At 49.4% G+C, this 23,628-nt stretch carries 25 protein-coding genes and 1 pseudogene; 20 read left to right on the top strand and 6 right to left on the bottom strand.

Translation table 11 applies throughout. The features are described 5' to 3' along the window. Positions 1–17: 17 nt before the first annotated feature. The 4 genes from HP398_RS25990 to HP398_RS25975 all read left to right on the top strand — a co-directional run bounded on the left by HP398_RS25990 (position 18) and on the right by HP398_RS25975 (position 3,855). Positions 18–344 carry an anti-sigma factor antagonist gene (locus HP398_RS25990; RefSeq protein WP_017246612.1) on the top strand — a complete coding sequence of 109 codons (327 nt, stop codon included), beginning with the start codon at positions 18–20 and terminating at the stop codon, positions 342–344. Beyond that, positions 344–838 (top strand): anti-sigma B factor RsbW, encoded by a 495-nt coding sequence (rsbW, locus tag HP398_RS25985; RefSeq protein ID WP_017246611.1) that lies wholly within the window; start codon positions 344–346, stop codon positions 836–838. The genes HP398_RS25990 and rsbW overlap by 1 nt, the downstream gene beginning before the upstream one ends. Next, complete coding sequence (sigB, locus tag HP398_RS25980; RefSeq protein ID WP_017246610.1) at positions 807–1,595, top strand: RNA polymerase sigma factor SigB; 789 nt, start codon at positions 807–809, stop codon at positions 1,593–1,595. The genes rsbW and sigB overlap by 32 nt, the downstream gene beginning before the upstream one ends. Before the next feature lie 97 nt (positions 1,596–1,692). Continuing rightward, the gene (locus tag HP398_RS25975) at positions 1,693–3,855 is read left to right on the top strand and encodes a Tex family protein (RefSeq protein WP_173624077.1); all 2,163 of its coding nucleotides are present in this window, start codon (positions 1,693–1,695) and stop codon (positions 3,853–3,855) included. Positions 3,856–3,922: 67 nt separating this feature from the next. Here HP398_RS25975 and cmpA read toward each other — a convergent pair whose 3' ends face one another. Beyond that, positions 3,923–4,045, bottom strand: coding sequence for a cortex morphogenetic protein CmpA (gene cmpA, locus HP398_RS25970; protein WP_012684250.1), 123 nt, complete (start codon positions 4,043–4,045; stop codon positions 3,923–3,925). 76 nt (positions 4,046–4,121) lie between these two features. Continuing rightward, the gene (locus HP398_RS25965) at positions 4,122–4,460 is read right to left on the bottom strand and encodes a hypothetical protein (protein ID WP_017246608.1); all 339 of its coding nucleotides are present in this window, start codon (positions 4,458–4,460) and stop codon (positions 4,122–4,124) included. A gap of 111 nt (positions 4,461–4,571) precedes the next feature. On the opposite strand from HP398_RS25965, the gene HP398_RS25960 reads away from it, so the two are divergent. The 6 genes from HP398_RS25960 to tsaD all read left to right on the top strand — a co-directional run bounded on the left by HP398_RS25960 (position 4,572) and on the right by tsaD (position 8,869). Then, positions 4,572–5,033: a SprT family protein gene (locus HP398_RS25960; protein WP_017246607.1), complete on the top strand. Its 462-nt coding sequence runs from the start codon at positions 4,572–4,574 to the stop codon at positions 5,031–5,033. 98 nt (positions 5,034–5,131) lie between these two features. Further along, positions 5,132–6,148 (top strand): thiamine-phosphate kinase, encoded by a 1,017-nt coding sequence (thiL, locus tag HP398_RS25955; RefSeq protein ID WP_017246606.1) that lies wholly within the window; start codon positions 5,132–5,134, stop codon positions 6,146–6,148. A 5-nt stretch (positions 6,149–6,153) separates the two neighbouring features. Continuing rightward, positions 6,154–6,624 (top strand): tRNA (adenosine(37)-N6)-threonylcarbamoyltransferase complex ATPase subunit type 1 TsaE, encoded by a 471-nt coding sequence (tsaE, locus tag HP398_RS25950; protein ID WP_173624076.1) that lies wholly within the window; start codon positions 6,154–6,156, stop codon positions 6,622–6,624. Then, entirely contained in the window at positions 6,605–7,327 is a 723-nt protein-coding gene (tsaB, locus tag HP398_RS25945; protein WP_173624075.1) for a tRNA (adenosine(37)-N6)-threonylcarbamoyltransferase complex dimerization subunit type 1 TsaB, read from the top strand. Before tsaE ends, tsaB begins: the two co-directional genes overlap by 20 nt. A 4-nt stretch (positions 7,328–7,331) precedes the next feature. Next, a complete protein-coding gene (gene rimI, locus HP398_RS25940) occupies positions 7,332–7,787 on the top strand; it encodes a ribosomal protein S18-alanine N-acetyltransferase (RefSeq protein WP_017246603.1) in 456 nt (151 codons plus the stop codon). After that, complete coding sequence (tsaD, locus tag HP398_RS25935) at positions 7,787–8,869, top strand: tRNA (adenosine(37)-N6)-threonylcarbamoyltransferase complex transferase subunit TsaD (protein WP_173624074.1); 1,083 nt, start codon at positions 7,787–7,789, stop codon at positions 8,867–8,869. Before rimI ends, tsaD begins: the two co-directional genes overlap by 1 nt. Positions 8,870–9,211: 342 nt before the next feature. Here tsaD and HP398_RS25930 read toward each other — a convergent pair whose 3' ends face one another. Together HP398_RS25930 and HP398_RS25925 are read right to left on the bottom strand one after the other, a co-directional pair. After that, on the bottom strand, positions 9,212–9,712 hold the full coding sequence (locus tag HP398_RS25930; protein ID WP_017246601.1) for a DUF3600 domain-containing protein: 501 nt from the start codon (positions 9,710–9,712) through the stop codon (positions 9,212–9,214). Continuing rightward, positions 9,684–10,265 (bottom strand): annotated as a pseudogene (locus HP398_RS25925) (sigma-70 family RNA polymerase sigma factor). The gene HP398_RS25930 and the pseudogene HP398_RS25925 overlap by 29 nt, the downstream one beginning before the upstream one ends. 245 nt (positions 10,266–10,510) lie before the next feature. Here HP398_RS25925 and HP398_RS25920 point away from each other — a divergent pair. Continuing rightward, on the top strand, positions 10,511–12,748 hold the full coding sequence (locus HP398_RS25920; RefSeq protein ID WP_173624073.1) for a hypothetical protein: 2,238 nt from the start codon (positions 10,511–10,513) through the stop codon (positions 12,746–12,748). Positions 12,749–12,756: 8 nt separating this feature from the next. On the opposite strand, the gene HP398_RS25915 is transcribed toward HP398_RS25920, so the two are convergent. Continuing rightward, positions 12,757–14,691 (bottom strand): ABC-F family ATP-binding cassette domain-containing protein, encoded by a 1,935-nt coding sequence (locus HP398_RS25915; RefSeq protein WP_173624072.1) that lies wholly within the window; start codon positions 14,689–14,691, stop codon positions 12,757–12,759. A 106-nt stretch (positions 14,692–14,797) separates the two neighbouring features. Between HP398_RS25915 and HP398_RS25910 the strand changes: the two genes are divergently transcribed. The 6 genes from HP398_RS25910 (at position 14,798) to HP398_RS25885 (ending at position 18,766) form a co-directional block, all read left to right on the top strand. Then, positions 14,798–15,376 carry a 5-formyltetrahydrofolate cyclo-ligase gene (locus HP398_RS25910; protein ID WP_173624071.1) on the top strand — a complete coding sequence of 193 codons (579 nt, stop codon included), beginning with the start codon at positions 14,798–14,800 and terminating at the stop codon, positions 15,374–15,376. Between the two features lie 131 nt (positions 15,377–15,507). After that, positions 15,508–16,023: a MogA/MoaB family molybdenum cofactor biosynthesis protein gene (locus tag HP398_RS25905; RefSeq protein ID WP_012684262.1), complete on the top strand. Its 516-nt coding sequence runs from the start codon at positions 15,508–15,510 to the stop codon at positions 16,021–16,023. Beyond that, positions 16,017–17,018, top strand: coding sequence for a molybdopterin-binding protein (locus tag HP398_RS25900; RefSeq protein WP_173624070.1), 1,002 nt, complete (start codon positions 16,017–16,019; stop codon positions 17,016–17,018). The genes HP398_RS25905 and HP398_RS25900 overlap by 7 nt, the downstream gene beginning before the upstream one ends. Before the next feature lie 61 nt (positions 17,019–17,079). Further along, positions 17,080–17,445 (top strand): twin-arginine translocase TatA/TatE family subunit, encoded by a 366-nt coding sequence (tatA, locus tag HP398_RS25895; RefSeq protein ID WP_173624069.1) that lies wholly within the window; start codon positions 17,080–17,082, stop codon positions 17,443–17,445. 21 nt (positions 17,446–17,466) lie between these two features. Beyond that, positions 17,467–18,243, top strand: a complete 777-nt coding sequence (tatC, locus tag HP398_RS25890; protein WP_017246594.1) for a twin-arginine translocase subunit TatC — start codon at positions 17,467–17,469, stop codon at positions 18,241–18,243. A gap of 103 nt (positions 18,244–18,346) precedes the next feature. Further along, positions 18,347–18,766, top strand: a complete 420-nt coding sequence (locus HP398_RS25885) for a hypothetical protein (protein WP_026042898.1) — start codon at positions 18,347–18,349, stop codon at positions 18,764–18,766. Between the two features lie 66 nt (positions 18,767–18,832). Here HP398_RS25885 and HP398_RS25880 read toward each other — a convergent pair whose 3' ends face one another. Continuing rightward, positions 18,833–20,152, bottom strand: coding sequence for a CAP-associated domain-containing protein (locus HP398_RS25880; RefSeq protein ID WP_173624068.1), 1,320 nt, complete (start codon positions 20,150–20,152; stop codon positions 18,833–18,835). A 265-nt stretch (positions 20,153–20,417) separates the two neighbouring features. Between HP398_RS25880 and groES the strand changes: the two genes are divergently transcribed. The 3 genes from groES (at position 20,418) to HP398_RS25865 (ending at position 23,380) form a co-directional block, all read left to right on the top strand. Next, complete coding sequence (gene groES / locus HP398_RS25875; RefSeq protein ID WP_007721023.1) at positions 20,418–20,702, top strand: co-chaperone GroES; 285 nt, start codon at positions 20,418–20,420, stop codon at positions 20,700–20,702. Between the two features lie 55 nt (positions 20,703–20,757). Then, on the top strand, positions 20,758–22,389 hold the full coding sequence (groL, locus tag HP398_RS25870; RefSeq protein ID WP_017246591.1) for a chaperonin GroEL: 1,632 nt from the start codon (positions 20,758–20,760) through the stop codon (positions 22,387–22,389). Between the two features lie 208 nt (positions 22,390–22,597). Beyond that, positions 22,598–23,380 carry an HAD family hydrolase gene (locus HP398_RS25865; RefSeq protein ID WP_173624067.1) on the top strand — a complete coding sequence of 261 codons (783 nt, stop codon included), beginning with the start codon at positions 22,598–22,600 and terminating at the stop codon, positions 23,378–23,380. Positions 23,381–23,628: the final 248 nt, after the last annotated feature.

Below are 23,628 nucleotides of genomic sequence, written 5' to 3'. Positions count from 1 at the left end.
ACGGGGGGTAGACGCAGATGGACCTGCTAATTAAGACAACGAGCCTTGAAACTGAGCACCGAGTGGTCCTTGGTGGAGATATTGATGCTTTTACAGCGCCGAAAGTAAAGGAAACACTCATGTCACTCGTCTCCAAGCCGGATATCAATCACATTACGGTTGATTTGGAAGCCGTAGAATACATGGACAGTACCGGAATCGGAATTTTCATCGGGATTATGAAAGAGTGCATCCAACGAAATTGTACATTTGAGGTGCACAAATTGTCTCCGCGTGTGGAAAGGCTATTTCGCATCACTGGCTTATACGATCATATTGCCATCCGCAAAGGAGAGAGCGAGTAATGGGTCCAAATAGACCTCAGGCAGACGTGATTCAATTGACTTTGCCAAGCAAGGCGGAGTATTTGGGAGTAGCGCGTCTGACTGTATCCGGTATAGCCAACCGTATGGGCTTTTCTTATGAAGAGATTGAGGATATCAAGCTTGCCGTCGGAGAAGCATGCACGAATGTAGTAAGACATGCATACAAGGAAACAGAGAATCCAGGCTCTATTCATATCCAATGCCACGTTTATGAAGATCGGTTTGTGATCGAGGTAAGCGATCAGGGGGTAGGATTTTCAAATGAGCTCATTGCTGAGCAACTGACGCCGATTTATGCAGGGAAAAGCCTAGAGGATTTGGATGAGGGCGGCCTCGGGCTCTATCTCATTCACACGCTTATGGATGAGGTGGAGACTCGCTCTGAATCAGGGGTGGTAGTCTCCATGACCAAGTATGTTCGGCAGGATGGGGTGGCTGGCAATGACTGGACAATCTCGGAAGCAGAAATATAGTCCAGAGGAGTTAAAGGAGCTCATCCACCTGTATGGTGAAACAAAAGATCCTGCGATACAGGAACAACTGGTGAGGGCCTATACTCCTCTTGTGGAATCGTTAGCGAAGAAGTTTGTTCGCGGACAAGTCATGTATGAAGACCTCGTGCAAGTCGGATTAATCGGCCTGCTTGCTTCCTTTCGTCGGTTCGACCCTAGTTTTGAGCGGACATTTGAGAGCTTTGCGATCCCGACCATTGTGGGAGAGATAAAGCGCTATATTCGGGACAAGACATGGAGTGTCTATGTTCCGCGCAGAGTAAAGGAACTGAGCCCGAAGATCAAACGGGTGGTCGACGAGCTCACGATCAAGCTGCAGCGTTCTCCCCAAATTGCGGACATTGCCAACAGCCTCGGCGTTACAGAGGAAGCGATTCTGGAAACCTTGGAGATGGGCCGCAGCTACCATTCTCTCTCTATGGACAGCGAGCTCGAAGCGGATCTGGACGGCAACACGATTTCTTTACTCGACCTAGTGGGGACGACGGAAGAAGGGTACGGAGCAGTCGAGCAGAATCTGATGCTGGAGCGGGCCCTGCAAATTTTGGATCACCGTGAAAAAGAAATCATTCAATTAACTTTTTATCAAAATTTGAGTCAGAAGCAAGCTGGGGACATCATGGGGATGTCGCAGATGCATATTTCCCGCCTTCAGCGCAGGGCGTTGGGCAAGCTGAGAGAAGCATTGAAAGTGGAACAGCTGGAAATCGTGACGTAGAGGGGCCAAGTGGCTCCTCTTTTTTCTTCCCTTTTTCCAGTCCTTGTTAGCAAATGTGATACAATAAACGACGAAGAATGAGCGCAGGAGGACAGGTATGGAGCTTACGTTGATGATCCAGACAATCGCCCAAGATACGGGTGTCAAACCTCACCAGGTGGAGCGCACAGTTGCTCTTCTGGATGAAGGAAACACGGTTCCTTTTATTGCCCGCTACCGCAAAGAAATGACGGGGCAGCTAGATGAAACGCAAATTCGAGCGATTGAGGAACGCGTTCGCTATTTACGCAACCTGTCAGTGCGGAAGGAAGAAGTCGTTCGGCTCATCGATGAGCAAGGCAAGCTGACGGACGAGCTCCGCGCAGCTATTGAGCGTGCGACAAAGCTGCAAGAGGTAGAAGACCTGTACCGCCCTTACCGCCAAAAACGCCGCACGCGTGCAACCATGGCCAAGGAGAAGGGACTAGAGCCACTTGCCAACTACCTCATGAGTTTACCGAAAACTGGGAATCCGGAAGAAGAAGCAAAAGCATATATCAACCCGGAAAAAGGCGTAGAGACGACTGAGCAAGCTCTGCAAGGAGCAATGGACATCGTGGCGGAACTTCTGTCTGATGACCCAGAAATTCGCCAGTGGGTTCGTCAACGCTCCGTGCAAAAAGGATTGCTTTTGACTGAGCAGAAAGCCGAAGAAGCAGACGAGAAAAATGTATACCAAATGTATTACGCATATAGTGAGCCTCTGAAAAAGGTCGTTCCACATCGGGTGCTGGCCATCAATCGGGGAGAAAACGAAGGCATTTTGAAGGTTTCCATTGAAGCGCCTGTCGCAGAGATTTTGGCTTGGATGCAAAAACGCACCCTTCCTCGTGATACAGTTGCCCGCGATCTGCTGACATTGACAGTCGAGGACGCGTATAAACGTCTGATTGCTCCTTCTATTGAACGAGAGGTGCGCGCGGAGCTGACAGAGGCAGCCGAGGAACGTGCTATTCACATCTTTGCAGAAAACCTGCGCAATTTGCTGCTTCAACCGCCTGTAAAAGGCAAAGTCGTCCTTGGGGTCGATCCGGCGTTTCGGACAGGCTGTAAGCTCGCCGTTGTAGACGAAACTGGCAAACTGCTGGAGGTTGCCGTCGTTTATCCGACCCCTCCGGCGAATAAAGTGGCAGAAGCTACACTGAAAGTGAAACAGTTGATCGAAACCTATGGGGTTACGGTTGTGGCGATTGGGAACGGTACTGCTTCGCGCGAGACAGAACAGTTCATTGCCACGCTGCTGAAAGAGCTGAAGCGAGAGGTAATGTACATCATCGTGAACGAGGCAGGTGCATCCGTGTATTCTGCTTCCCCCCTGGCCAAGGAAGAATTCCCGGACTTGGATGTAGCAGAGCGAAGTGCGGCTTCGATCGCGCGTCGTTTGCAGGACCCGCTTGCTGAGTTGGTCAAAATCGATCCGAAGTCCGTCGGGGTTGGTCAGTACCAGCACGATGTTTCCCAATCGCGGCTGGCAGACAGCCTACAGTTTGTGGTTGAGTCTGCGGTAAACCATGTCGGAGTAGATGTGAATACCGCTTCTCCTTCTCTATTGCAGTATGTATCAGGGATCAGCCGTCAAGTAGCGGGGAATATCGTGAAAAAACGGGACGAGATCGGGAAGTTCACGGAGCGCTCCCAGTTGAAGGCTGTTCCGCGCTTGGGTGCTAAAACGTACGAGCAGTGCATCGGGTTTCTCCGTGTGATGGAGGGAGCGAATCCGTTGGACAAAACACCGATCCACCCGGAATCGTACGATGCGACCCACCAGCTATTGTCGATGCTGGGCATTAGCGCTCAAGAGATCGGCAGTGAGAACTGCAAGGAACGCGTACAGTCTTTGGATGTAAAAGAGACCGCTGCGAAGCTTGGGATTGGCGAGCCAACGCTGCAAGACATTGTGGACAGCCTCTTGCGTCCTGGTCGCGACCCGCGTGACGAGCTGCCAAAACCACTCTTGCGAAGTGATGTCCTCCAGCTGTCTGATCTAAGTGTGGGCATGAAGCTGCAAGGTACTGTGCGCAACGTGGTCGACTTCGGAGCGTTTGTGGATATCGGTCTGAAAAACGACGGACTCGTGCACATTTCCCGTTTGAAGAAGGGCTTTGTGAAACATCCGCTTGAAGTGGTGACGGTTGGCGATATCGTAGATGTATGGGTAGTAGAAATTGACGAGAAACGTCAGCGTGTAGGGATGACCATGATCGCACCAACGGAAGGATAAAGTTCTCGCCACTTTCTCGGTGCTGAAAAGACGACTTTTTGAACATGAACTAAAAGGCGGCCTCCTGTCAGTCAGGGCGGCCGCCATTTTTTTCTAAATATAAGAACCAGCAACTGTTGAGCACACGAATTTGGCGAACGTCCTTCCCATTAAAGGCACGTTGCAACTGCCTGCGCATCCATTGTGGCATGAAAGTACCCCCTGGAGATATTCGTCTATAGGCAATGTATGCGCCGAGACGAGCAGGAGGTGCCTAGAATTTTCATTTACTCTTCTTCTTCGTGCAAATACTCCAATTGGGCTTGCAGGGCACGGATCTCTGTCAATAAAGAGATGAGTGGATACTCGGTCTCTTGTAGGGCAGCAAAGCGGCGCTCCAGACCACTGACGTACTCCAAACCATCCACGATCGAAAGCCCGCTCTCTAACCGTTCCACATCCGCACAGTCTGCCAGAACAGTAGGCAATTCCGGGCGCTCTGTGATCGTCAATTTGTCAATTTCCTTGTAAAGTCTTTTCAATAGAGCGATTAATTGGTACATATGCGATTCGGGCAACGAGACAAACTGTAGTCCGTCACTGGACTGCAACAACAAATAGCGCATGAGCTCCTCCACCATTCTGTCTACCGTTTATTTGCACTCAGTGTAGCCTATCTGTCTGGCACTTTTCAACTGGAACTGCTATGGTGAAAGGAAGGAAGCGGAGGAGATGAGATGACCGATTCGGAACTGCAAATGCTGGTAGAGCAGATATCCAGCGAATTTTTTGCCAAGCCCTTTCGCCATCAGGCCCGCTTTAACAGCAGATTGCGCACGACTGGCGGAAGGTACTTGCTGCGCTCGCATGATATTGAACTGAATCCGAAGCATTTGCAGGAGCATGGTGTGGAGGAATTGATTGCGATCATCAAGCATGAACTTTGCCATTATCATTTGCACATAGAAAAGCGTGGGTATCGTCACGTTGATCGGGATTTTCAACTGCTTCTGCGTCAAGTGGGGGGAAGCCGATACTGCCAACAGGTAGGAAACGGTCGGACGACCCTGCCTTATCGCTACGAGCTGGTTTGCAAGGCATGTGGCATGAGCTACAAACGCAAACGAAAGATGAACCCAAGCCGCTATCGTTGCGGACGCTGCAAAGGAAAGCTGCTGTTGCGCGAGCTTGTGACGTAAAGAGTCAGAGGGGTTGGGCTTTCTTGCGCGTCTTTGGACAGCAGGGGTATAATGAACAGACGAAAAATGTTTTCCGCGAAGGAAAAGGAGCGTTTGAAGTGGCACACGACGAATTTTCCCTGATCCGGCAATGGACGAGTCGTTCTGCGGGGCAGGAAGGGAACGGTTTGACCGTCGGGATAGGGGATGATGCCGCTGTCTTCTCCCCAGCGCCAGAAATGGAAGTCGTGGCTTGTTGCGATGCGATGGTGGAGACGGTTCATTTTTTGAAGAAAACGATGAATCCTAGTGATATCGGATATAAGGCTGTTATCAGCAATGTGAGTGATGTTGCAGCGATGGGCGGGGTTGCCCGGTATGCGCTTGTCAGTATCGCGGTAAGTCCGCAATGGACGCCTGACGAATGCCAGCAAATCTATGAAGGTATTTACGAGGCTTGTCAGGCATATGGAGTTCGTGTCATTGGTGGCGATACCGTTTCTGCACCTGATGCCCTACACCTGAGTGTCACCGTACTGGGAGAGGTAGAAAAAGGGCGTGCCATTCGTCGTTCACAGGCAAAGCCTGGGCAGCTTGTTTTTGTTACAGGGCATGTCGGAACTTCTGCAGCAGGACTACATCTTCTCCTGCAAGGCGAGACTGCTGAAAGAGGCGTCTCTTTACCTTGGGAGACATTAATGGATGCCCATCAGCGTCCCGTTGCCCAAATAAAGGCGGGCAGACTGCTCCTGGAATCTGGGGCATGCAGTGCGCTGAATGATGTCAGTGATGGACTTGCATCAGAGCTGTGGGAGATTGCCGAGGCGAGCGGCGTATCGATTTTGGTCGATGCTGCAACAGTACCGATCCATGACGAAGTTCGGGAGTATGCACAGCACGTAGAAAAAGATCCGCTGGAATGGGCTTTTTATGGCGGTGAAGATTATCAATTGGTCGGAACGCTTGCGAAAAGTCACTACGAAGCCGTAAGCAAGCAATTTGCCGCTAGTGGTGTACCGTTTACTGTCATCGGTGAGGTGGTAGGAAAAACGCATGAGCCAGAATTGATGCTTCGGCGCGATGATCAACAGCTCCCGTTACCCAAAGCGGGATTCAACCATTTTAGGAGTGGATGAAAGAGATGAGCTATACATGGAGGCTCACGGGAGCGCAGGAGACGCAGCGCTTTGCCGAGCAACTGGCAGGTCTGCTTGAACCAGGTGACTTCCTCGCGATGGAGGGAGATCTGGGGGCGGGCAAGACAACTTTTACCCAGGGGTTGGCTAAAGGACTAGGAGTCCGACAAGTAGTGAACAGTCCGACCTTTACTATCATAAAAGAATATCAGGGGCGCTTGCCGCTTTATCATATGGATATCTACCGGGTAGGCGATGATCCAGACTCTCTTGGTCTGGACGATTACTTTTTTGGAGAAGGTGTCTGTGTCGTAGAGTGGGCGTCTTTGATCGAGGATGTCCTGCCGACAGATCGGATGACCGTCTTCCTGCGTAGAGATGGGGAGGAACAGCGGATGATCGAGCTGGTTCCTCAAGGGAATCGTTATGTGAAATTGTGTGAGGAGTTTGATTTTGATGCGCGTACTAGCGATTGATACATCGAATCTGGTGCTAAGTGTAGCTGTGGTAGAGGAAGAGCGGGTCTTGGCAGAAATGACGACGAACCAGCAAAAAAATCATTCCGTGCGTCTGATGGACTGCGTCAGTGAACTGCTCGATGCAACAGGAACAGCACCAGAGGAACTCAGCGGCTTCGGGGTGGCAAACGGACCGGGCTCCTACACGGGCGTGAGAATCGGCGTTGCCTCTGCGAAAAGCATGGCTTGGTCACTGGATGTACCAGTCATCGGTGTATCCAGTCTGGAGGTAATCGCCATGAATGCCACAGGCTTCTCTGGATTGATTGTGCCGCTGTTCGATGCGCGTAGAGGTCAAGTGTATACCGGCTGTTATCGTTCCCATGGCATGGAGGCGGTGCGAGCGCAGTCCACAGAACAAATCATCCTGTTGCGAGAATGGCTGCCACTGTTGCGAGACCTGGCGCAAGGAGAACCGATCTTGTTCTTGGGTGAAGATGTAAGGCTGCATCGGGAGACGATTGTGCAAGAGCTCGGGAATCAGGCGCAATTCGCTTCCCCAGCGTTCAATCATCCGCGGGCTGCCCATATCGGCTATGTGGCACTGCGCAAGCTTCAAGACGGCGGAAATGCGCATGAACTGGTTCCAGAGTATTTGCAACTGGCAGAAGCAGAAGCGAAGTGGCTTGCCCAAAAGCAGGCGGGGGCCGTAAAGGAGTAAAAGCATGAGTCAACCAATCGATTTGGAATATCGTTATATGACGATGCAGGACGTTGGGGCTGTAGCAGAGCTGGAGCGCTTGGCTTTTACAACTCCATGGCCGCATGATGCATTTGTTAACGAGCTGACGAGAAATCCAAATGCACGCTATGTAGTCGTCGCTCACCAAAATAGGGTTATCGCTTACTGCGGCATGTGGATCGTGATCGATGAGGCACATATTACAAATATCGCCGTTCATCCACTGTATCGTGGAAAGAAGGTTGGATTGGCGCTGATGATCAAAATGATGGGTGTTGCCAAGATGCAGGGTGCCCATAGCATGACGCTGGAAGTTCGACCTTCGAACACAGTCGCGCGGAACATGTATATCAAGCTCGGCTTTAAAGAGCATGGGCGGCGCAAGGGATATTATTCGGATAACAATGAGGACGCAATCATTATGTGGGTGACATTGTAATGAACAAGACGTATATGTCGCGCTACGAGAAGCGCATACAGCAAAAATACGAAGCACATAGGGAATCAGGTGCTCCTACTTATATTTTAGGAATTGAAACAAGCTGCGACGAGACATCGGCTGCTGTCATCCGTGATGGCCGAGAGGTGCTGTCGAACGTCATTGCTTCCCAAGCCGATATCCATAAAAGGTTTGGCGGAGTCGTGCCAGAGGTGGCTTCTCGCAGACATGTAGAGAATATTACGCTTACCATCGAAGAGGCACTGACTGAGGCTGGGAAAACGTTGGATGACATCCAGGCAATTGCGGTGACGTACGGGCCTGGGCTTGTCGGAGCCCTGTTAGTTGGCGTGGCAGCAGCAAAAGCTATTTCCATGGCCAGAGGCATCCCGCTGATTGGCGTGCATCATATCGCGGGTCATATTTACGCGAATCGTCTGGTGCAAGAAATGGAGTTTCCGCTGATCGCACTCGTCGTATCGGGCGGGCATACAGAGCTTGTCTGGATGAAGGAGCACGGTCAGTTCGAGATTTTAGGGGAAACGCGAGATGACGCTGCAGGGGAAGCGTATGACAAGGTAGCACGAGCACTGAATATGCCGTATCCAGGAGGACCTCATATTGATCGCCTCGCACATGAAGGGGAGGCAAATGTACCGCTCCCTCGTTCATGGCTGGAGCCAGACTCCTACGATTTCAGCTTCAGTGGCTTGAAGTCAGCTGTGCTCAATACCTTGCACAATGCAGCTCAGCGAGGAGAGACGATCGAACCGGCGAATCTGGCTGCGAGCTTCCAAGATTCTGTAACAGAAGTGCTCGTAGAAAAGACGATTCGGGCAGCTCGTTCTCATGGAGCGAAGCAGGTATTGCTGGCGGGCGGCGTTGCGGCGAATCGCGGATTACGTGAGCGATTGCAAGCAAGGTGTGAGGCAGATGGAATTCCGTTGGTGATTCCACCGTTCACGCTATGCACGGATAACGCGGCGATGATTGCGGCGGCAGGCTTTATCAAGTATGAAAAAGGACAGTTTGAGGGGCTTGATTTGAACGGGGTCCCAAGCTTGTCTCTTTCTGAACAATAGAGTGAATGAAAAGCATCTCTGAAGTTGGATCAGAGATGCTTTTTTTTGTTTGTTTAAACGAGCGGCTGTAGTGGGGGAAGAAGCGCATTTCCAGTTTACGCTTCGGCCTACGCCCTGCAAGGGGTTAGACTGTCCGCTCCGGATTGAATGTCGGGAGCGCTTCAAACGTAGAAGTTTCGATGAAGTCGTTCATAAGTGAAGCTGAAATTCCCCGACATTCAATCCTACGCTGAGGTGGGCTCCAGAGGCGCTTGGACTGGAAATGCACTTCTTCCTACGAGGCTTTTTCAACATATCAATACAAGAAAAAGAGGGACCACCCAAGACGGATAGCCCTCTTTTTTATTTGCCACCACGTATCTTTTCGAAATAGGGTGCGGCTTTTTGGGGGAGTATCTCTACAAACTGCTTCCGTTCCTCAGCAGTCAATTGATCTTCATGCATAACCCCGTTCTGATCCGTAATCTTTATTTTTAAATCCATGAGTTGTTTCATAACTGCCGAAAACTCCGCGTACTCTTCTTCCGTCAGCTTGCTTTTCGCTTCCTGAAACAATTTCTCGATTTCCTGATAATCCTCCTGTGTGCCACCACGTTCGATGATAGTTTGCGATGACCCGAAGATTTGATCAGCCAAATAAGGTGTAGCTAAGGCTGCCGTTGGAATTAGGATAGCCACTGCTACGATTCCACTTAACAATCGTTTTTTCATCAAAAATCTTCCTTTCTTTTGCAAGAAGTCATTTTGATAGGAGAGGTACACACGACTCTCGATCTCGGGTGGGATTTTCAACGATTCAGCATGTTGAAGAAGCTCATCGCGTAGTTGTTTGTCTATGGACATAAGAGTCTCCTCCCGTTAATTCGCAATGCTTGCGTAGTGCCTTCAGTGCCAGATGATGCCTGGATTTCACGGTACCCAGCGGGATTTGCAGCAACTCGGCGATTTCATCCAGCGCATAATCGTGAAAATAGCGCAGAATGATCACTACGCGTAACTTGTACGAAAGTGTACGAACCACTCCGAGCAATTCGAGCTGTGTCTCTGATTTGATTACTTCGGAATCTGTCCAATCAAATTGCTCATTGTGCATGAGGCGGTTTCGTTCAAAGAGCTGTATTTTTCACCAAGCCTTTCTTTTCCAGTCCTGCACCTGACGAACAGTGATCCCGTGAAGCCAAAATCGAAATGGCCGATTCTGGTCATAGGTGTGAAAAGAACGCCACATACGAATATAGGTCTCGTTCACAATGTCTTCGATGTCTTGCTTGTTGTAGACAAGAAAAGCGATCGTACGATGAACATCGGTGTGCGTAGCTTGATAAACGACGCGAAAAGCTGCTTCGTCTCCCGTCAGCATCTTTTCCAGCCAAGGGAGTAACTCTTTATCATTCATGGGGGGCCCTCCAGAACGTATTACACCCCTATATTCGCTAACAGAGGCAAAAAGGTTCAGTTGTTTTTCGTCCATCTGTATATGATTTATCCACATCATAGGATAACTTTCTGGATTGTTCACATATACTCCTGTGAATACTGGTGATAACACGAGAAAATGACCGGGAAAACCGCATGTACTCTGTGGATTGTTCTGTGGAAAATGTGGATAAAAAAGTCGAGTTATCAACAGGAGGGAGACTCGTGAGAAAGAAACTCGCGCTGATTTGCTTGTCATTCCTGATATTGTTTCTAGCTACAAATATAGGAAAACCATTGATAGCAAAGGAAAAACAACAGGTCATCTTGCTGTTTGTGGAGGGGATGTCGTTTCATGATCTGGAGCAGCTCAAAAAGTTATCTACTGTGGATAAATGGTTGGGTGATGCAGGAGCTGGGGCTCTGTCCATAAGAACACCCGGATCACGCACAGCCGCAAACGGCTACCTGCTCATGGGGAGCGGCGGACAAGCGCTTTACTCTGAAAAGAGCGGGACAGGCTATCATCCGTATGAATCGCTCTCTACCAGGGAAACAGCCGGTGAACGGGCGCAAGAGCTGGGGAGTGATCAGGCGCAGGAGGTGGCGCGCTCCTCGATTATTTTTCCGGGTATTTTCCGGCTCTTGGCAGATAATCGGGAGAAACCGTATTCTGCGCAAATCGGGCTCCTTGGGACCGTGCTTGCTGCAAACAACATTCAGGTCGCTTTATATGGAAACGGTGACTATGAGGATGCACGACAGAGACATGCCGTTTTGTTTGCGATAGATCAGCAAGGAAGGGTTCCGACAGGGGACATTTCTACAAAAAGCATGGAGCTCCTTCGTGGCTATCCGTACGGGATCAAGACAAACTACACTTACCTGCTTGAGAAAATCCACAGCGAGCGTCAAGCGGGCTTGATCATTGCTCAACTCTCAGATTTATCCCGGTTATACCAGTTGAGTGCGGATATGGACCCAGGTCAGTTTACCCGGCAGTATCAGCGCGTTTTGCGCGACTTGTCCCTTTTCCTTGACCAGCTCCTTGTGGAACGTAAACCACACCAACGCATTGTATTGGCATCACCAGCTGTCAATCATTTGGCGACAAAAGAAAAGGCTCTCTTAACTCCAGTGTTCATTTGGGGAGAGAAAGCGAGTGGAGTTTTGACATCAGCTACCACGAGGCAGTCGGGATTGGTCAGTGGACTCGATATGGTACCAACCATACTGTCTTGGCTGGACGTACCCGTACCAAAAGGGTTGGTTGGTCATGTCATACGTATTGAAAAAGGGAATGGTCTCACTGCCTTTCAGAATCAGGTAGGTGAGATTCATCATACGTATGCGACACGGCCAGCAGTGCTCTATACCTACGTCATGCTGCAGATTGTCATTGTTGGGTGTGCGGTCGTGCTTTGGTGGTTTGGGAGGAAGAGAGAAGGGGCAGGACTTTTGCGACTTCGTAGAGGAATACGTCTGGCGCTGCTGGCTTTATTATGGTTTCCCGCATTGCTTTTGGCAGAGAGCCTGCTCGACTGGCAGGTTTCTGGCGCGGTAGTCTTGGGGGGGCTCATCATGACTGCCCTGATTGCGGCCTTTTGGCAGGAAGCCCATGTTCTCCCGCGAATCGTGATGACGGTTAGCGGAGTGACGACAGCCATTCTGCTCGTGGACGGATGGACTGGCGCTCATTTGATGCGGCAATCGTACCTCGGGTATGATCCGGTAATCGGAGCGAGGTTTTACGGGCTAGGAAATGAATACGAAGGGGTCTTGATCGGCAGCACGATCATGCTTGTGACTTCGCTGTACGAGAGAATTCGTGGGGGACAAAAGGAGCTAAGTCAGGAAAATAAATGGTTGCCTGCTGTGTCCACAGCCATATTTAGTGTCGTGCTTTATTACATGGTGGCACCGAACCTGGGAACAGACGCAGGTGGTTTTCTTGCGGGGCTGATCGGATTTACCGTGGCATTGTCACGTCTTGAGGGCTGGCGAATCGGCAAAAAAGGCCTCCTGCTGTTGGCAGGCGGCCTGGTTATGGGTGTATGCAGTTTGATGGCGATCAGTCTCATGTCAGATCAGCCCTTGACCCATGTTGGACGGCTTTCTCAGCAGATTGTACATGGTGAATGGTCCGAGGTAGGGCAGATGATTGAACGCAAGCTGGCGATGAATCTCCGCTTGATTCGCGTTTCCATTTGGAGCAAAGCATTTGTCGTCTCCCTGATTGCTCTAGGCGTTCTCACCTTGAGAAACGACCGCTTTTTGCACCATCTGGCGAAGGACACGCCATACTTGGCTAAAGGCTTTGCTGGTGTCATTGTGGGTGCACTGGCTGGGCTGATCCTCAATGATTCAGGCATCGTCACAGCAGCTACCTGCATTACCTTTCTGGTGGTTCCTGCTCTCTATGCCGCCTTGGAGGAGTCTGCGCAGGAGCGCTGTTCTACGTGAAGACGGGACTACTCTTCTGATAGCGTGCTCCACTCGTTATACAACTGCTCTAGTTCTTCTTTGGCAGCATGGATTTGATCGTTGCGTTCTTTTGCCTGCACATGATCACTATAAATTTCCGGGAGACAGAGCTCTTCTTCCCATTTGAGAATGTCAGCCTCTCGTTTTTGGATCGTGACCTCAATCTCTTCCAAACGACGCTGACGTTGACGCTCGCGACGTTTCGCTTCCTTATCTAGCTCATAAGAGGATTTCTCAGGCTGTGCCGCCACGGTACCGCCTTGTTTTTTTGCGGGCTGGGCTGCTTGTTCGGCTGCGAGCTCTTCCAGTTCCTGCTTTTTCTCCACGAAGTAATCATAGTTACCCAAATAGCTGGTCACGCCATCACCTGTCAGCTCTAGGACGCGGGTGGCAATCTTGTTTAAGAAGTAACGGTCATGGGAGACGAACAGGATCGTACCCGGATAATCGTAGAGGGCGTTCTCAAGCACTTCCTTGCTGAAAATATCCAAGTGGTTCGTCGGCTCGTCGAAGATCAGGAAGTTTGCTTGCTTCAGCATGAGCTTTGCCAGAGAGACGCGTGCACGCTCCCCTCCAGACAGGTCGCTGATCTTCTTTTGTACATCATCACCGCTAAACAAGAAGTTGCCGAGCAAGGTGCGGACGTCCTTTTCCAGCATGTTCGGGTACTCATCCCAAATTTCGCCGAGCACGGTATTCCGTTCGTTCAGGTTACGATGCTCCTGGTCGTAGTACCCGATTGTTACATTGCTTCCGAAATGAATATCGCCCCGCAGTTTAGGCAACTGTTCTACAATCGTTTTTAACAGTGTCGATTTTCCGATACCATTGGGACCGACCAAGGCCACACGTTCTTCACGCTCGATTTCAAACGTAAGGCCCTGAGAAAGGACAGCATCCGGGTAGCCAATTGCGACGTTGTTTGATTTCATCACAATGGTGCCGCTCATTTTTGCCACATCAAAGGAGAAGTGGACGGATTTGTTGTTCATAATCGGCTTGTCCAAGCGGTCTATCTTTTCCAAGGTCTTGCGTCGGCTCTGCGCTCGTTTAGTTGTCGTAGCCCTTGCAATGTTTCGCGCGATGAAATCTTCTAGCTTGGCGATCTCTTCTTGCTGCTTTTCGAATCGCTTCAAATCCTGTTCGAGCCGAGCCGCCTTTTCATCGAGGAAGCGGCTGTAGTTACCGACATAGCGGGTAGCGCGTGTCCGTTCGATTTCATAGACAACGGTCACGAGCTTGTCCAGGAAGTAACGGTCATGGGAAACGACGAGAATGGCGCCCTGATAGTTTTGCAAATACGTCTCCAGCCAGGTCAGCGTCTCGATGTCCAGGTAGTTCGTCGGCTCATCGAGCAGGAGAATGGTGGGAGATTGGAGCAGCAGCTTGGCTAGTGCCAGACGAGTCTTTTGTCCGCCGCTCAATGTGCGGATCGGAGTCGTGTAATCGAAGTCCGCAAAGCGCAGGCCGTGCAAAACCCCACGAATCGCACCTTCGTAGCTGTAGCCGCCCTTTTCCTTAAAGGCTTCCGAGCGGTGAGAGTAATTTTCCAACAGTTGCTGGTAACGCTTCTCATCACCGAGAATAGTCGGATCGCCCATTTTGGCCTCGAGCTCACGAAGCTCCAGCTCTTCTTTTTGTAAATGGGAAAATACGGAGAGCAACTCATCCCAAATCGATCGTTCCGATTCAAGGCCACTGTTTTGTGCCAAATAGCCAAGTGTAACATCCTTTGGAATGCGGATAATTCCTTTGTCGTAGCTTAGCTCGCCGGCGAGGATCTTCATCAGAGTCGATTTTCCTGCACCGTTTACGCCAACCAGACCAACCCGTTCCCCGGTTTGAATTTGCAGGGAGATGTCTTGTAGAATGGTTTCGATACCATACGTTTTTTCTATATGTTCAGCTTGTAGCAAAATCATCGGATTCACCTCTTTATATACTAATGCCAGTGTAGCCTAGAGAGAGCGCATGGGACAAGCCTCGTGGGAATGTCCATGCACGTGACGAAAGAGGGAAGAGGTTGTCATGGACCAAAAAACGAATAAAAAACAGCTGCGAAGCCATATTTTGGAGAGACGCAAGTCCATGTCTGCAAAGGAACGGGAGCAGCTTTCCAGAGAAGTATGCGATCATTTGCTGTCTCATGAAAGGCTGGCTGATGCCAAAGCAATCATGGCTTTCCATCCTTTTGGCGATGAACTGGATATTTTGCCCTTTCTGGATGAGGCAAAAAAGCGGGGCCAAGACATATGGCTACCTCTCACAAACGTTGCCGAGAGACGTCTCATTCCCTATCGGTATACGGGACCGCACATGCTAAAGCAAGGAGTATACGGGATTTGGGAGCCAGACCCTGCTCTGGCAGAGGAAGCGGACGTATCACACTTGGATGCGATCATTGTTCCCGGTGTTGCTTTTGATAGCAAGGGCGGGCGAATGGGGTATGGCGGTGGTTATTATGACCGCTTTCTGGCAACGCTGAAAAAGCTCCCGCTCTTGGTTGGAGTCGGCTTCTCTATACAGGTTGTGGAGCATGTACCCCTAGAGTCTCATGATGTTTTGCTAGATGCAGTTGTCACCGAAAAAGGTCTTCTGCATTTTTGAATGTTTTGTGTCAGTAGCTTTGTCATGCCTTCTACTGTAGCGAATGGTGCTATCCGCCAAGGAAAAACGACGAGACGTTTTTGACAGAAAAGTGTACAATACTATCGAATGAGAAACCGGAGGAATGTATCGTGAGCAAATGGAAGGTAGGCGTTATTTCTGCAAGTGATTCGATTGCCAGAGGAGATCGTGTGGACGATCGTATGCCAATCGTTCGTCATCTGACAAGGGAATGGCTTCAAGTAGATGTCGCTGTATACCGTGCCGTTAGTGATGATATGGAAGATTTGCAAGAACATATGATTGAGCTCGTAGACCGCGAAAAATGCGATCTGTTGATTGTTACGGGGGGCACAGGACTTAGCCCGCGAGACGTAACGCCAGAAGTGACCGCGTGGGTTATTGACAGACCAGTCCCAGGCTTGGCCGAAGAAATGCGTCGTGCTGGTTTGAAGCAATCCCGACGGGCGATGTTGACCCGTGCAGTTGCGGGAACCAGGGGTAATTCGTTGATTATCAACCTCCCTGGTAATCCGAAAGGCGTAGAAATATGTTTTAATGCGATTGGCGATATGCTGTCCGACGCTTTGCACATTTTGCAAGGAACGGGAGAAGCAAACGAAGATTGGGGAGGATTGCATTGGTAGAAAAACCTCAGATGCGGGAAGTGCCAGTGCGTGAAGCGATCGGCATGATGCTTCCTCACGATATGACACAAATTTTACCTGGAGAATTCAAAGGACGCTTGTTCAAAAAAGGACATGTTGTCACCGAGGCGGATATTGAGCCGTTGTTGTCCATTGGCAAAGAGCATATTTACGTGCTGGAGATGCCAGAAGGCTACATCCATGAGGAAGAAGCGGGCATTCGTATTGCGAAGGCTGTTTCCGGACAAGGCTTGACCTTGACGCCTCCTTATGAGGGCAAGGTGTCGATGAAGGCCGCGAGAACAGGTTTAGCTAAAATCAATGAGGAAGCTGTCCATGCGTTGAACAAGCTCGAAGGAATAGCGTTCTCCACGATTTACGGCGATCAGGTCGTGCATCCGGGACATACATTGGCGGCTACGAGAATCATCCCGTTAATTATGGAAGAGTCTCGAATCATCGAGCTGGAGCAACTGGCCAAACAGTATGACGAACCGATTGTACAAGTAAAAACGTTTCAAGATAAAAGAGTGGGACTTGTTACAACAGGGGGAGAAGTTTTCTCTGGCAGAATTGCAGACAAGTTCGGTCCTGTCATTCGAAACAAGGTAGAAGCTCTCGGCTCTACTTTAGTAGACCAGCGTTTTGCGCCAGATGACAAGGAAGCGATCGAACAGCAGATTCATTCGTTCCTCGAGGAAGGGGTCGATCTGATCTTGGTCACGGGGGGCATGTCTGTCGATCCAGATGACCGCACGCCGGGAGCGATTGCAGGAGTAGGAGCGGAAGTAGTGCGCTACGGTACGCCGATGCTGCCGGGTTCCATGTTGATGGTTGCTTACAAAGGTGAAGTGCCGATTCTCGGATTGCCGGGAGCGGTCATGCATGAAACGTTTACTTCCTTTGATGTATTTTTGCCGCGTATTCTGGTTGGGGAGCGAATTGTGGCATCCGATATGACAAGACTCGGATATGGTGGTTTACGAAAGTGCTAGCTGGTTAGACTGGCAAATAACGAAAAGCAAACGACTTCACAAGAAAAAGGAGTGAACACGTATGAGCTCAATTGGGATTCCTGGATTAATCTTAATTTTAGTTTTAGCCTTGGTGCTTTTCGGTCCGAAAAAGCTTCCAGAATTGGGGCGTGCGGTAGGTCATACTTTGAAAGAATTCAAAAATGCTACACGTAGTCTGACAAGCGACGATGAAGACGACGATGAGGAAAAAAAGCGCAAGGAGCTAGCCTCCAAAGAAGCGTCTGCCAAAACAACGCCTGTTGTCGTTGAGAAGGAAGCAGCGGAGCGGGAGCGAATTGAACGCGAAGTTCGTGAAAAAATGGAACGCGAGCGCTTGGAAAAAGAAATCCGCGAAAAGCTGGAGCTAGAGCGCCTGCAAATGGAAAAAGAGCAGAAGAACGCGTAACAGGTAAGGTTGGTGGTTACCATGAAGGATCAGGAAATGACAGTGGTAGAACACCTGACGGAACTGCGCAAGCGCATCATATGGGTGCTGGCCGTGTTTATTGTCGCATTGATCGTCGGTTTTTTCCTCGCCGGTCCACTCGTGGATTATTTAAAGCAAGAACCGATTGCGGATGGCGTGCCCATTGTCTCGTTGCATCCGTCAGACGCACTTCGTGTTTACATGCAGGTTGCCTTCATAGTGGGCGCTGTCATTACACTGCCTGTAGCACTTTATCACGTTTGGCGTTTTGTTTCGCCAGGGATGGAAGTACAGGAAAAGCGCGGGACGCTTTATTTCATCCCGGCGGCTTGTTTTCTGTTTATCGTTGGTATCCTGTTTGGCTACTACGTCGTTTTCCCGATGGTCATGCAGTTTATGACCAGTATTACAGCATCGATGGGTGCAGACCCGAACTACGGAATCGCGCAATACTTTGGCTTCATGTTTAATATGGTCATTCCGTTCGGGATACTGTTCCAGTTGCCGATTATCGTCATGTTCCTGACGAGACTGCGCATCCTCAATCCAATGAGGCTGGCAAAGGCACGACGCTACGCTTACTTTGCACTGGCTGTCGTCGGGATTACCTTGACGCCTCCTGAGATTGTCAGCGATATTCTTGTGATCATTCCTTTGCTGCTTTTGTACGAGCTGAGCATTTGGCTATCCCGTGTTGTTTATCGCAAGCAATTGAAAGAACAAGAAGCGTGGGAACAAGAATACGGTAGTCTGGAAACAAACGAACCCATTCAATAACGAGTATGAGAAAAGTCTTCTGTCCTGAGTGGCAGAGGACTTTTTTGTATTTCAGCAGAAATTTGGAAATACTACGGACGTTATGATTCGGGAGGTGCTGAATGTGTGGCTGATCGTGTGTTTGGCGTTACTCTTTTCAGGGAGTACTGCTCATGCCGCCGGGCTGGGAGAGCCTATCGAACTGTTTGATACGGACAAGCAGCGTGTTGTGGCTAGCTTTGAAAATACAGCTGGATTTCAGGAGGAAGCCCAGCAGATTTTGCAGAGTGTGAGTGGGCGGGTCTTAGAGTTTAATCCATCGTTAGATTCCGCCATGATCGTGAAAATTCCGTTAGTCCCCCCAAAGTCGATGAAACTAAAATCCGCTAATCTCGATGCGATGATTGCAGAGATGTTTGTCATCATGCCCAAAAAAGGGGAGCGTCGTCCGTGGCTGATTTTGCACACGAAAGAATATGAAACGGTCGTTGTGGAGTTTACCGAAAAAGTTGACCATCTGAGGGAGCAAGTGAAATTGCCGTAAAGTGGCGCTTCTTCTTGCAAAAATAAGCCCGGTCGTCCATAAAAAGCGACGAACCGGGCTTTTCGATTATTTCGTGGGAGTGAGGAAGGTTTGAGTGAAGTAGTCTGTATATACGCCCACTCCTAACTGGGTAAAGCCTTTTTCGAGTACGTTTTTGCGATGGCCTGGACTGTTCATCCAGCCTTCATGAGCTTCGATGGCATCCGTATAGCCTGCTGCAATATTCTCACCAGCCATGCTGTAAGCGAGAGAGGCACTTTTCATGCGGTCAAATGGATTACTCCCAGTAGTCGCAGAGATGTGATCGAAGAAATTGTTGCTCTCCATGTCCATGCTGTGTTTTCGTGCCACATCAGCAGCTTTTTCGTTCCATTGAAGGGGCGGAAGCTTGTATCGGTAGCGGGAGATATTGACCAGATCGAGGATTTGCCGCTCTGATGCAGCATTGACCTGTTCTCGTTCACCAACACGAAGCGGCGGGGGATCAAAATTGGGCGCCTGACCTTGATAGGACCATTTCGTTTCGTAAAAACTACCGCGCAATAGCATTTGCGTATCCATCATACGTACAGCGGTGACCTTGTTGCCATTCTGCTTGTCCAAGTAATAAATGTAGGGGGTACCGTCTTTCATGACGAGAGGGCGTTGCTGCTTTTGATTGGTAATTTGGATTTGTGCCCCCTGAAAAGAGAAAGAAACAATGTTTTGTACAGCCAACTGACGCTCGAGTGAGTGCTGGCTGGTGCCGACTCCGATGTTTCCGAGCTTTGCTGTCGGAGCGAGCGAGTACAGATCGACGACTTTGTCATTTGCGATGCCGACTTGCATGTATCGGGCAGGCTCGCGATTGTACACCCACCATTGATAGCCGAGACTGCTTGGCTCTTTGCGGGCGGGCTCACCTAATCGCTTGTGTACTTCCTCAGAAGACATGCCGAGAGCTATGTCAAAAATCGTGTTAGGCTTCTCCTCTCGACTGGGTGCTGCAGGTGGTTTGGTTGTTGCAGCCTTTTGGGGAAGCGGCAGAGAGGCAGGAACCGCATCGGGTGTAGTCTGTTTTTCAGGCTGTCCGATAGTGAATACAGGAGCATGACCGACCCAAGCAGTTTGGGAAGTTTCATCCCAACCGATAGGTTTATTCAAGTGGCGACTGATCATGGACAGAGGTACATATAGTGTTCCTTCGTATTCGAAGGAAGCTGGTATTTCCTTGCCTTCCTCCGTGTAGTACCTGGGCTTTTCGCTTGCGACAATTTCCCGACCATCCCAATAGATGGAGGCGGGGTTAAGCTTGACCCGTATAAAGGAAGTAGTATCCGAAGTGAAGAGACGGCTGATTCCCAAGACTCCCAGGGCAATTAAGCCAATCCAGAGCCATTTGTGCATGGAACAATTCCCTCCTTTTCGAGCTTGCCAGATTCTATGTTTCATTTATATGAGCGTGTCCGAATACTAGAACCTTTTTGCTAGAGAATGCAATTTGATAGGAGGAAGAGTGGTCAAGCAGTTGCAGATGGAAAAAAGTGAGGGAAACTACTTGCAAAGTACATAGTGATTCATTATTATAGGAATTGGGTGTTAGCACTCATAACAGTCGAGTGCTAACAACAGAAATATTGTTTACCTACATTTTTTGAGGAGGGTGTTTTTAGTGCTTAAGCCATTGGGTGACCGTGTGGTAATCGAAGCTATCTCCAAAGACGAAACGACTGCAAGCGGTATCGTTTTGCCTGATTCTGCAAAGGAAAAACCGCAAGAAGGCCGCGTAATCGCAGTAGGTTCTGGCCGTGTTGCTGACAACGGCGAGCGCATCGCTTTGGAAGTAAAAGAAGGCGATAAAGTAATCTTCTCCAAATACGCTGGTACTGAAGTAAAGGTAGACAACAAGGAATACCTCGTGCTGCGCGAATCCGATATCCTCGCGATCATCGGTTAAGGCTCTTAACATAGGAAGTCGAACGAATAAACACATAACAGGAGGTTGAGTTTAGATGGCTAAACAAGTCAAATTCTCTGAAGACGCTCGCCGCTCCATGCTCCGCGGTGTTGAAACTTTGGCAAATGCGGTTAAAGTAACCCTCGGTCCAAAAGGCCGTAACGTGGTTCTTGAGAAAAAATTCGGTTCTCCGTTGATCACGAACGACGGTGTTACCATTGCGAAAGAAATCGAGCTGGAAGACGCTTACGAAAACATGGGTGCGCAACTGGTTAAAGAAGTTGCTACCAAAACCAACGACATCGCTGGTGACGGTACAACAACTGCAACTGTACTTGCTGCAGCTATGATCCGTGAAGGTCTGAAAAACGTAACTGCTGGCGCTAACCCAATGGTTATCCGTCGTGGTATGGAAAAAGCAGTTCGTGCAGCTGTAGAAGAAATCAAATCCATCGCGAAGCCGGTTGAGAACAAATCCTCTATCGCGCAAGTAGCTGCTATTTCCGCTGATGATCCTGAAGTAGGAAACCTGATCGCTGAAGCAATGGAAAAAGTGGGCAAAGATGGCGTAATCACTGTTGAAGAATCCAAAGGATTCGTAACAGAACTGGAAGTAGTAGAAGGTATGCAATTTGACCGTGGCTACGCTTCGCCTTACATGATCACTGACACTGACAAGATGGAAGCGGTTCTGAACAACCCTTACATCCTGATCACTGACAAAAAAATCTCCAACATCCAGGAAGTTCTGCCTGTACTCGAGCAAGTAGTACAAAGCGGCAAACCTCTCTTGATCATCGCTGAAGATGTTGAAGGCGAAGCGCTCGCTACTCTCGTAGTGAACAAACTGCGTGGTACCTTCACAGCTGTAGCGGTTAAAGCTCCTGGCTTCGGCGACCGCCGCAAAGCTATGCTACAAGACATTGCTGCTCTCACTGGCGGCGAAGTGATCACGGAAGAGCTGGGTCTGGACCTGAAATCCACTAAGCTGGAGCAATTGGGTCGCGCTGGTAAAATCGTGGTTACAAAAGAAAACACAACTGTTGTTGAAGGTGCTGGCGACAAGGCTTCCATCGAGGGCCGCGTAACCCAAATCCGTCAACAAATCGAAGATACGACTTCCGATTTCGATCGTGAAAAACTGCAAGAGCGTCTGGCTAAATTGGCTGGCGGCGTAGCAGTAATCAAAGTCGGTGCAGCTACTGAAACCGAATTGAAAGAGAAAAAACTCCGCATCGAGGACGCTCTGAACTCTACTCGCGCAGCAGTAGAAGAAGGTATCGTACCTGGTGGTGGTACTACTTTGATCAACGCAATCAAAGCGGTTGAAGCGATCAATGTAGGTGGCGAAGAGGCTGTAGGTGTACAAATCGTACTCCGTTCCCTGGAAGAGCCAGTTCGTCAAATCGCTGCGAACGCAGGACTCGAAGGTTCTGTAATCGTAGAGCGTCTGAAAAAAGAAGCAGTGGGCATTGGTTTCAACGCAGCTACTGAAGAGTATGTAAACATGCTCGAAGCTGGTATCGTTGACGCGGCGAAAGTTACTCGCTCCGCATTGTCCAACGCTGCATCTGTAGCGGCTATGTTCCTGACTACAGAAGCAGTAATTGCTGACAAACCAGAAGAAAACAAAGCTCCTATGGGCATGCCAGATATGGGTGGCATGGGCGGTATGGGCATGATGTAAGAAAGCGGCGCGCCGTTTTCTTCAAAGAGAGGCAGACAAATCGTCTGTCTCTTTTTTATGTGAAACTGGCGATGGTGAGGATAGTTCATCTGATCGGAGTGTGGGTTGACTTCTTTTAGCACCATTCCGTTAGGTGTGCTTACACTATTCATTGCCGATGATTTGCTTCCAAGCAATTTATCGAAGGACTTACGTCGGGGGCGATAAAATGAGCAAACGCTGGATTAGCTTTGATCTGGATGGAACCTTGATGCAAAACCCGTTTGGAGCGTGGGTATTTCCGGAGATTGCGCGTGTAATCTCCGGTCAATTGGGGAGAGAGCACGACATTGTTTCAGAAATGGTAACCGAGCATGAGCGGCGTATGTCCCAAGAACGCTACGTAGAAGCGTATGATTGGGATGATATCCTTGTTAGTAGATGTGATGAATTGAGTATAGAAAAAAAGATTGATATTGAATCGCTGGTTCGGAAACACTCTGTAATGCCCAAGGTTAATTTGCTCGAGGATGGAATTCTCCAGATGCTCGAGGAGACAAAGAAGCGGGGCTTTTCGCTGGCAGTGGTCACAAATGGATTCCGCAAGTTTCAGGCACCAGTAATGGAGGCATTAGGCTTGCTGGAGTACTTTGATGAGATCATTACGCCAGAACGAGCTGGTACTGGCAAGCCAGACCCAGTTATTTTGCAAAAACTGCAGGGAAAAGTAATTGCTCATGTAGGAGATCGTTTGGATCATGACATTCAACTTGCTAACCGCAGTCATGTAACCTCTATTTTAATAGAGCGAAAATTGCCTGAGGAATTGTTGATGTTCCAACCGCAGATGCGTGCAAATGATCACAGAATGCGTTTGTTCTGTTTGGAGAAGTGGAGGAGGGAGTGCAAGAATCCATTATTGTCAGAGCTTCCGGAGCTTTTCATGCCGCGAATTGTGATTGGTTCTATGGGAGAATTGCTGTCTGTTCTGGATGAACAGGGGGTGGGATAAAATTCTAGGTAATAATGCTTGCGTTTTTGCTGCCGGCTTGGTATGATAACTCTTGTCGCTTTTGAAGGGAATTTTAGAGAGAATGAAAAAAACTTCGAACTTCTAAAAATAACTCTTGATTTTCAAAAGAAGACCTGATATAGTTTAAAAGGTCGGCGCCACAAGCGCTAACGACGAAAGAAAAGAACGATATGCTCTTTGAAAACTGAACAGCGAAAGCGTTAATGAGTCTATCATTAAATGATTTG

Origin of the sequence: Brevibacillus sp. HB1.4B (assembly GCF_013284285.1) — a bacterium.
Taxonomy (GTDB): Bacteria; Bacillota; Bacilli; order Brevibacillales; family Brevibacillaceae; genus Brevibacillus; species Brevibacillus porteri.
This window is presented reverse-complemented; position numbering and strand designations above follow the sequence as displayed.

What these genes read in the sequence shown, in the direction of transcription:
- HP398_RS25975 (WP_173624077.1), top strand. Translation starts at nt 1,693, where the DNA reads ATGGAGCTTACGTTGATGATCCAGACAATCGCCCAAGATACGGGTGTC.
- rimI (WP_017246603.1), top strand. Translation starts at nt 7,332, where the DNA reads ATGAGTCAACCAATCGATTTGGAATATCGTTATATGACGATGCAGGAC.
- tsaD (WP_173624074.1), top strand. Translation starts at nt 7,787, where the DNA reads ATGAACAAGACGTATATGTCGCGCTACGAGAAGCGCATACAGCAAAAA.
- HP398_RS25915 (WP_173624072.1), bottom strand. Translation starts at nt 14,691, where the DNA reads ATGATTTTGCTACAAGCTGAACATATAGAAAAAACGTATGGTATCGAA.
- HP398_RS25910 (WP_173624071.1), top strand. Translation starts at nt 14,798, where the DNA reads ATGGACCAAAAAACGAATAAAAAACAGCTGCGAAGCCATATTTTGGAG.
- groL (WP_017246591.1), top strand. Translation starts at nt 20,758, where the DNA reads ATGGCTAAACAAGTCAAATTCTCTGAAGACGCTCGCCGCTCCATGCTC.
- tsaB (WP_173624075.1), top strand. Translation starts at nt 6,605, where the DNA reads ATGCGCGTACTAGCGATTGATACATCGAATCTGGTGCTAAGTGTAGCT.
- HP398_RS25990 (WP_017246612.1), top strand. Translation starts at nt 18, where the DNA reads ATGGACCTGCTAATTAAGACAACGAGCCTTGAAACTGAGCACCGAGTG.
- HP398_RS25880 (WP_173624068.1), bottom strand. Translation starts at nt 20,152, where the DNA reads ATGCACAAATGGCTCTGGATTGGCTTAATTGCCCTGGGAGTCTTGGGA.
- rsbW (WP_017246611.1), top strand. Translation starts at nt 344, where the DNA reads ATGGGTCCAAATAGACCTCAGGCAGACGTGATTCAATTGACTTTGCCA.
- tatC (WP_017246594.1), top strand. Translation starts at nt 17,467, where the DNA reads ATGAAGGATCAGGAAATGACAGTGGTAGAACACCTGACGGAACTGCGC.
- HP398_RS25930 (WP_017246601.1), bottom strand. Translation starts at nt 9,712, where the DNA reads ATGTCCATAGACAAACAACTACGCGATGAGCTTCTTCAACATGCTGAA.
- HP398_RS25865 (WP_173624067.1), top strand. Translation starts at nt 22,598, where the DNA reads ATGAGCAAACGCTGGATTAGCTTTGATCTGGATGGAACCTTGATGCAA.
- tsaE (WP_173624076.1), top strand. Translation starts at nt 6,154, where the DNA reads ATGAGCTATACATGGAGGCTCACGGGAGCGCAGGAGACGCAGCGCTTT.
- sigB (WP_017246610.1), top strand. Translation starts at nt 807, where the DNA reads ATGACTGGACAATCTCGGAAGCAGAAATATAGTCCAGAGGAGTTAAAG.
- tatA (WP_173624069.1), top strand. Translation starts at nt 17,080, where the DNA reads ATGAGCTCAATTGGGATTCCTGGATTAATCTTAATTTTAGTTTTAGCC.
- HP398_RS25960 (WP_017246607.1), top strand. Translation starts at nt 4,572, where the DNA reads ATGACCGATTCGGAACTGCAAATGCTGGTAGAGCAGATATCCAGCGAA.
- cmpA (WP_012684250.1), bottom strand. Translation starts at nt 4,045, where the DNA reads ATGCCACAATGGATGCGCAGGCAGTTGCAACGTGCCTTTAATGGGAAG.
- HP398_RS25965 (WP_017246608.1), bottom strand. Translation starts at nt 4,460, where the DNA reads ATGCGCTATTTGTTGTTGCAGTCCAGTGACGGACTACAGTTTGTCTCG.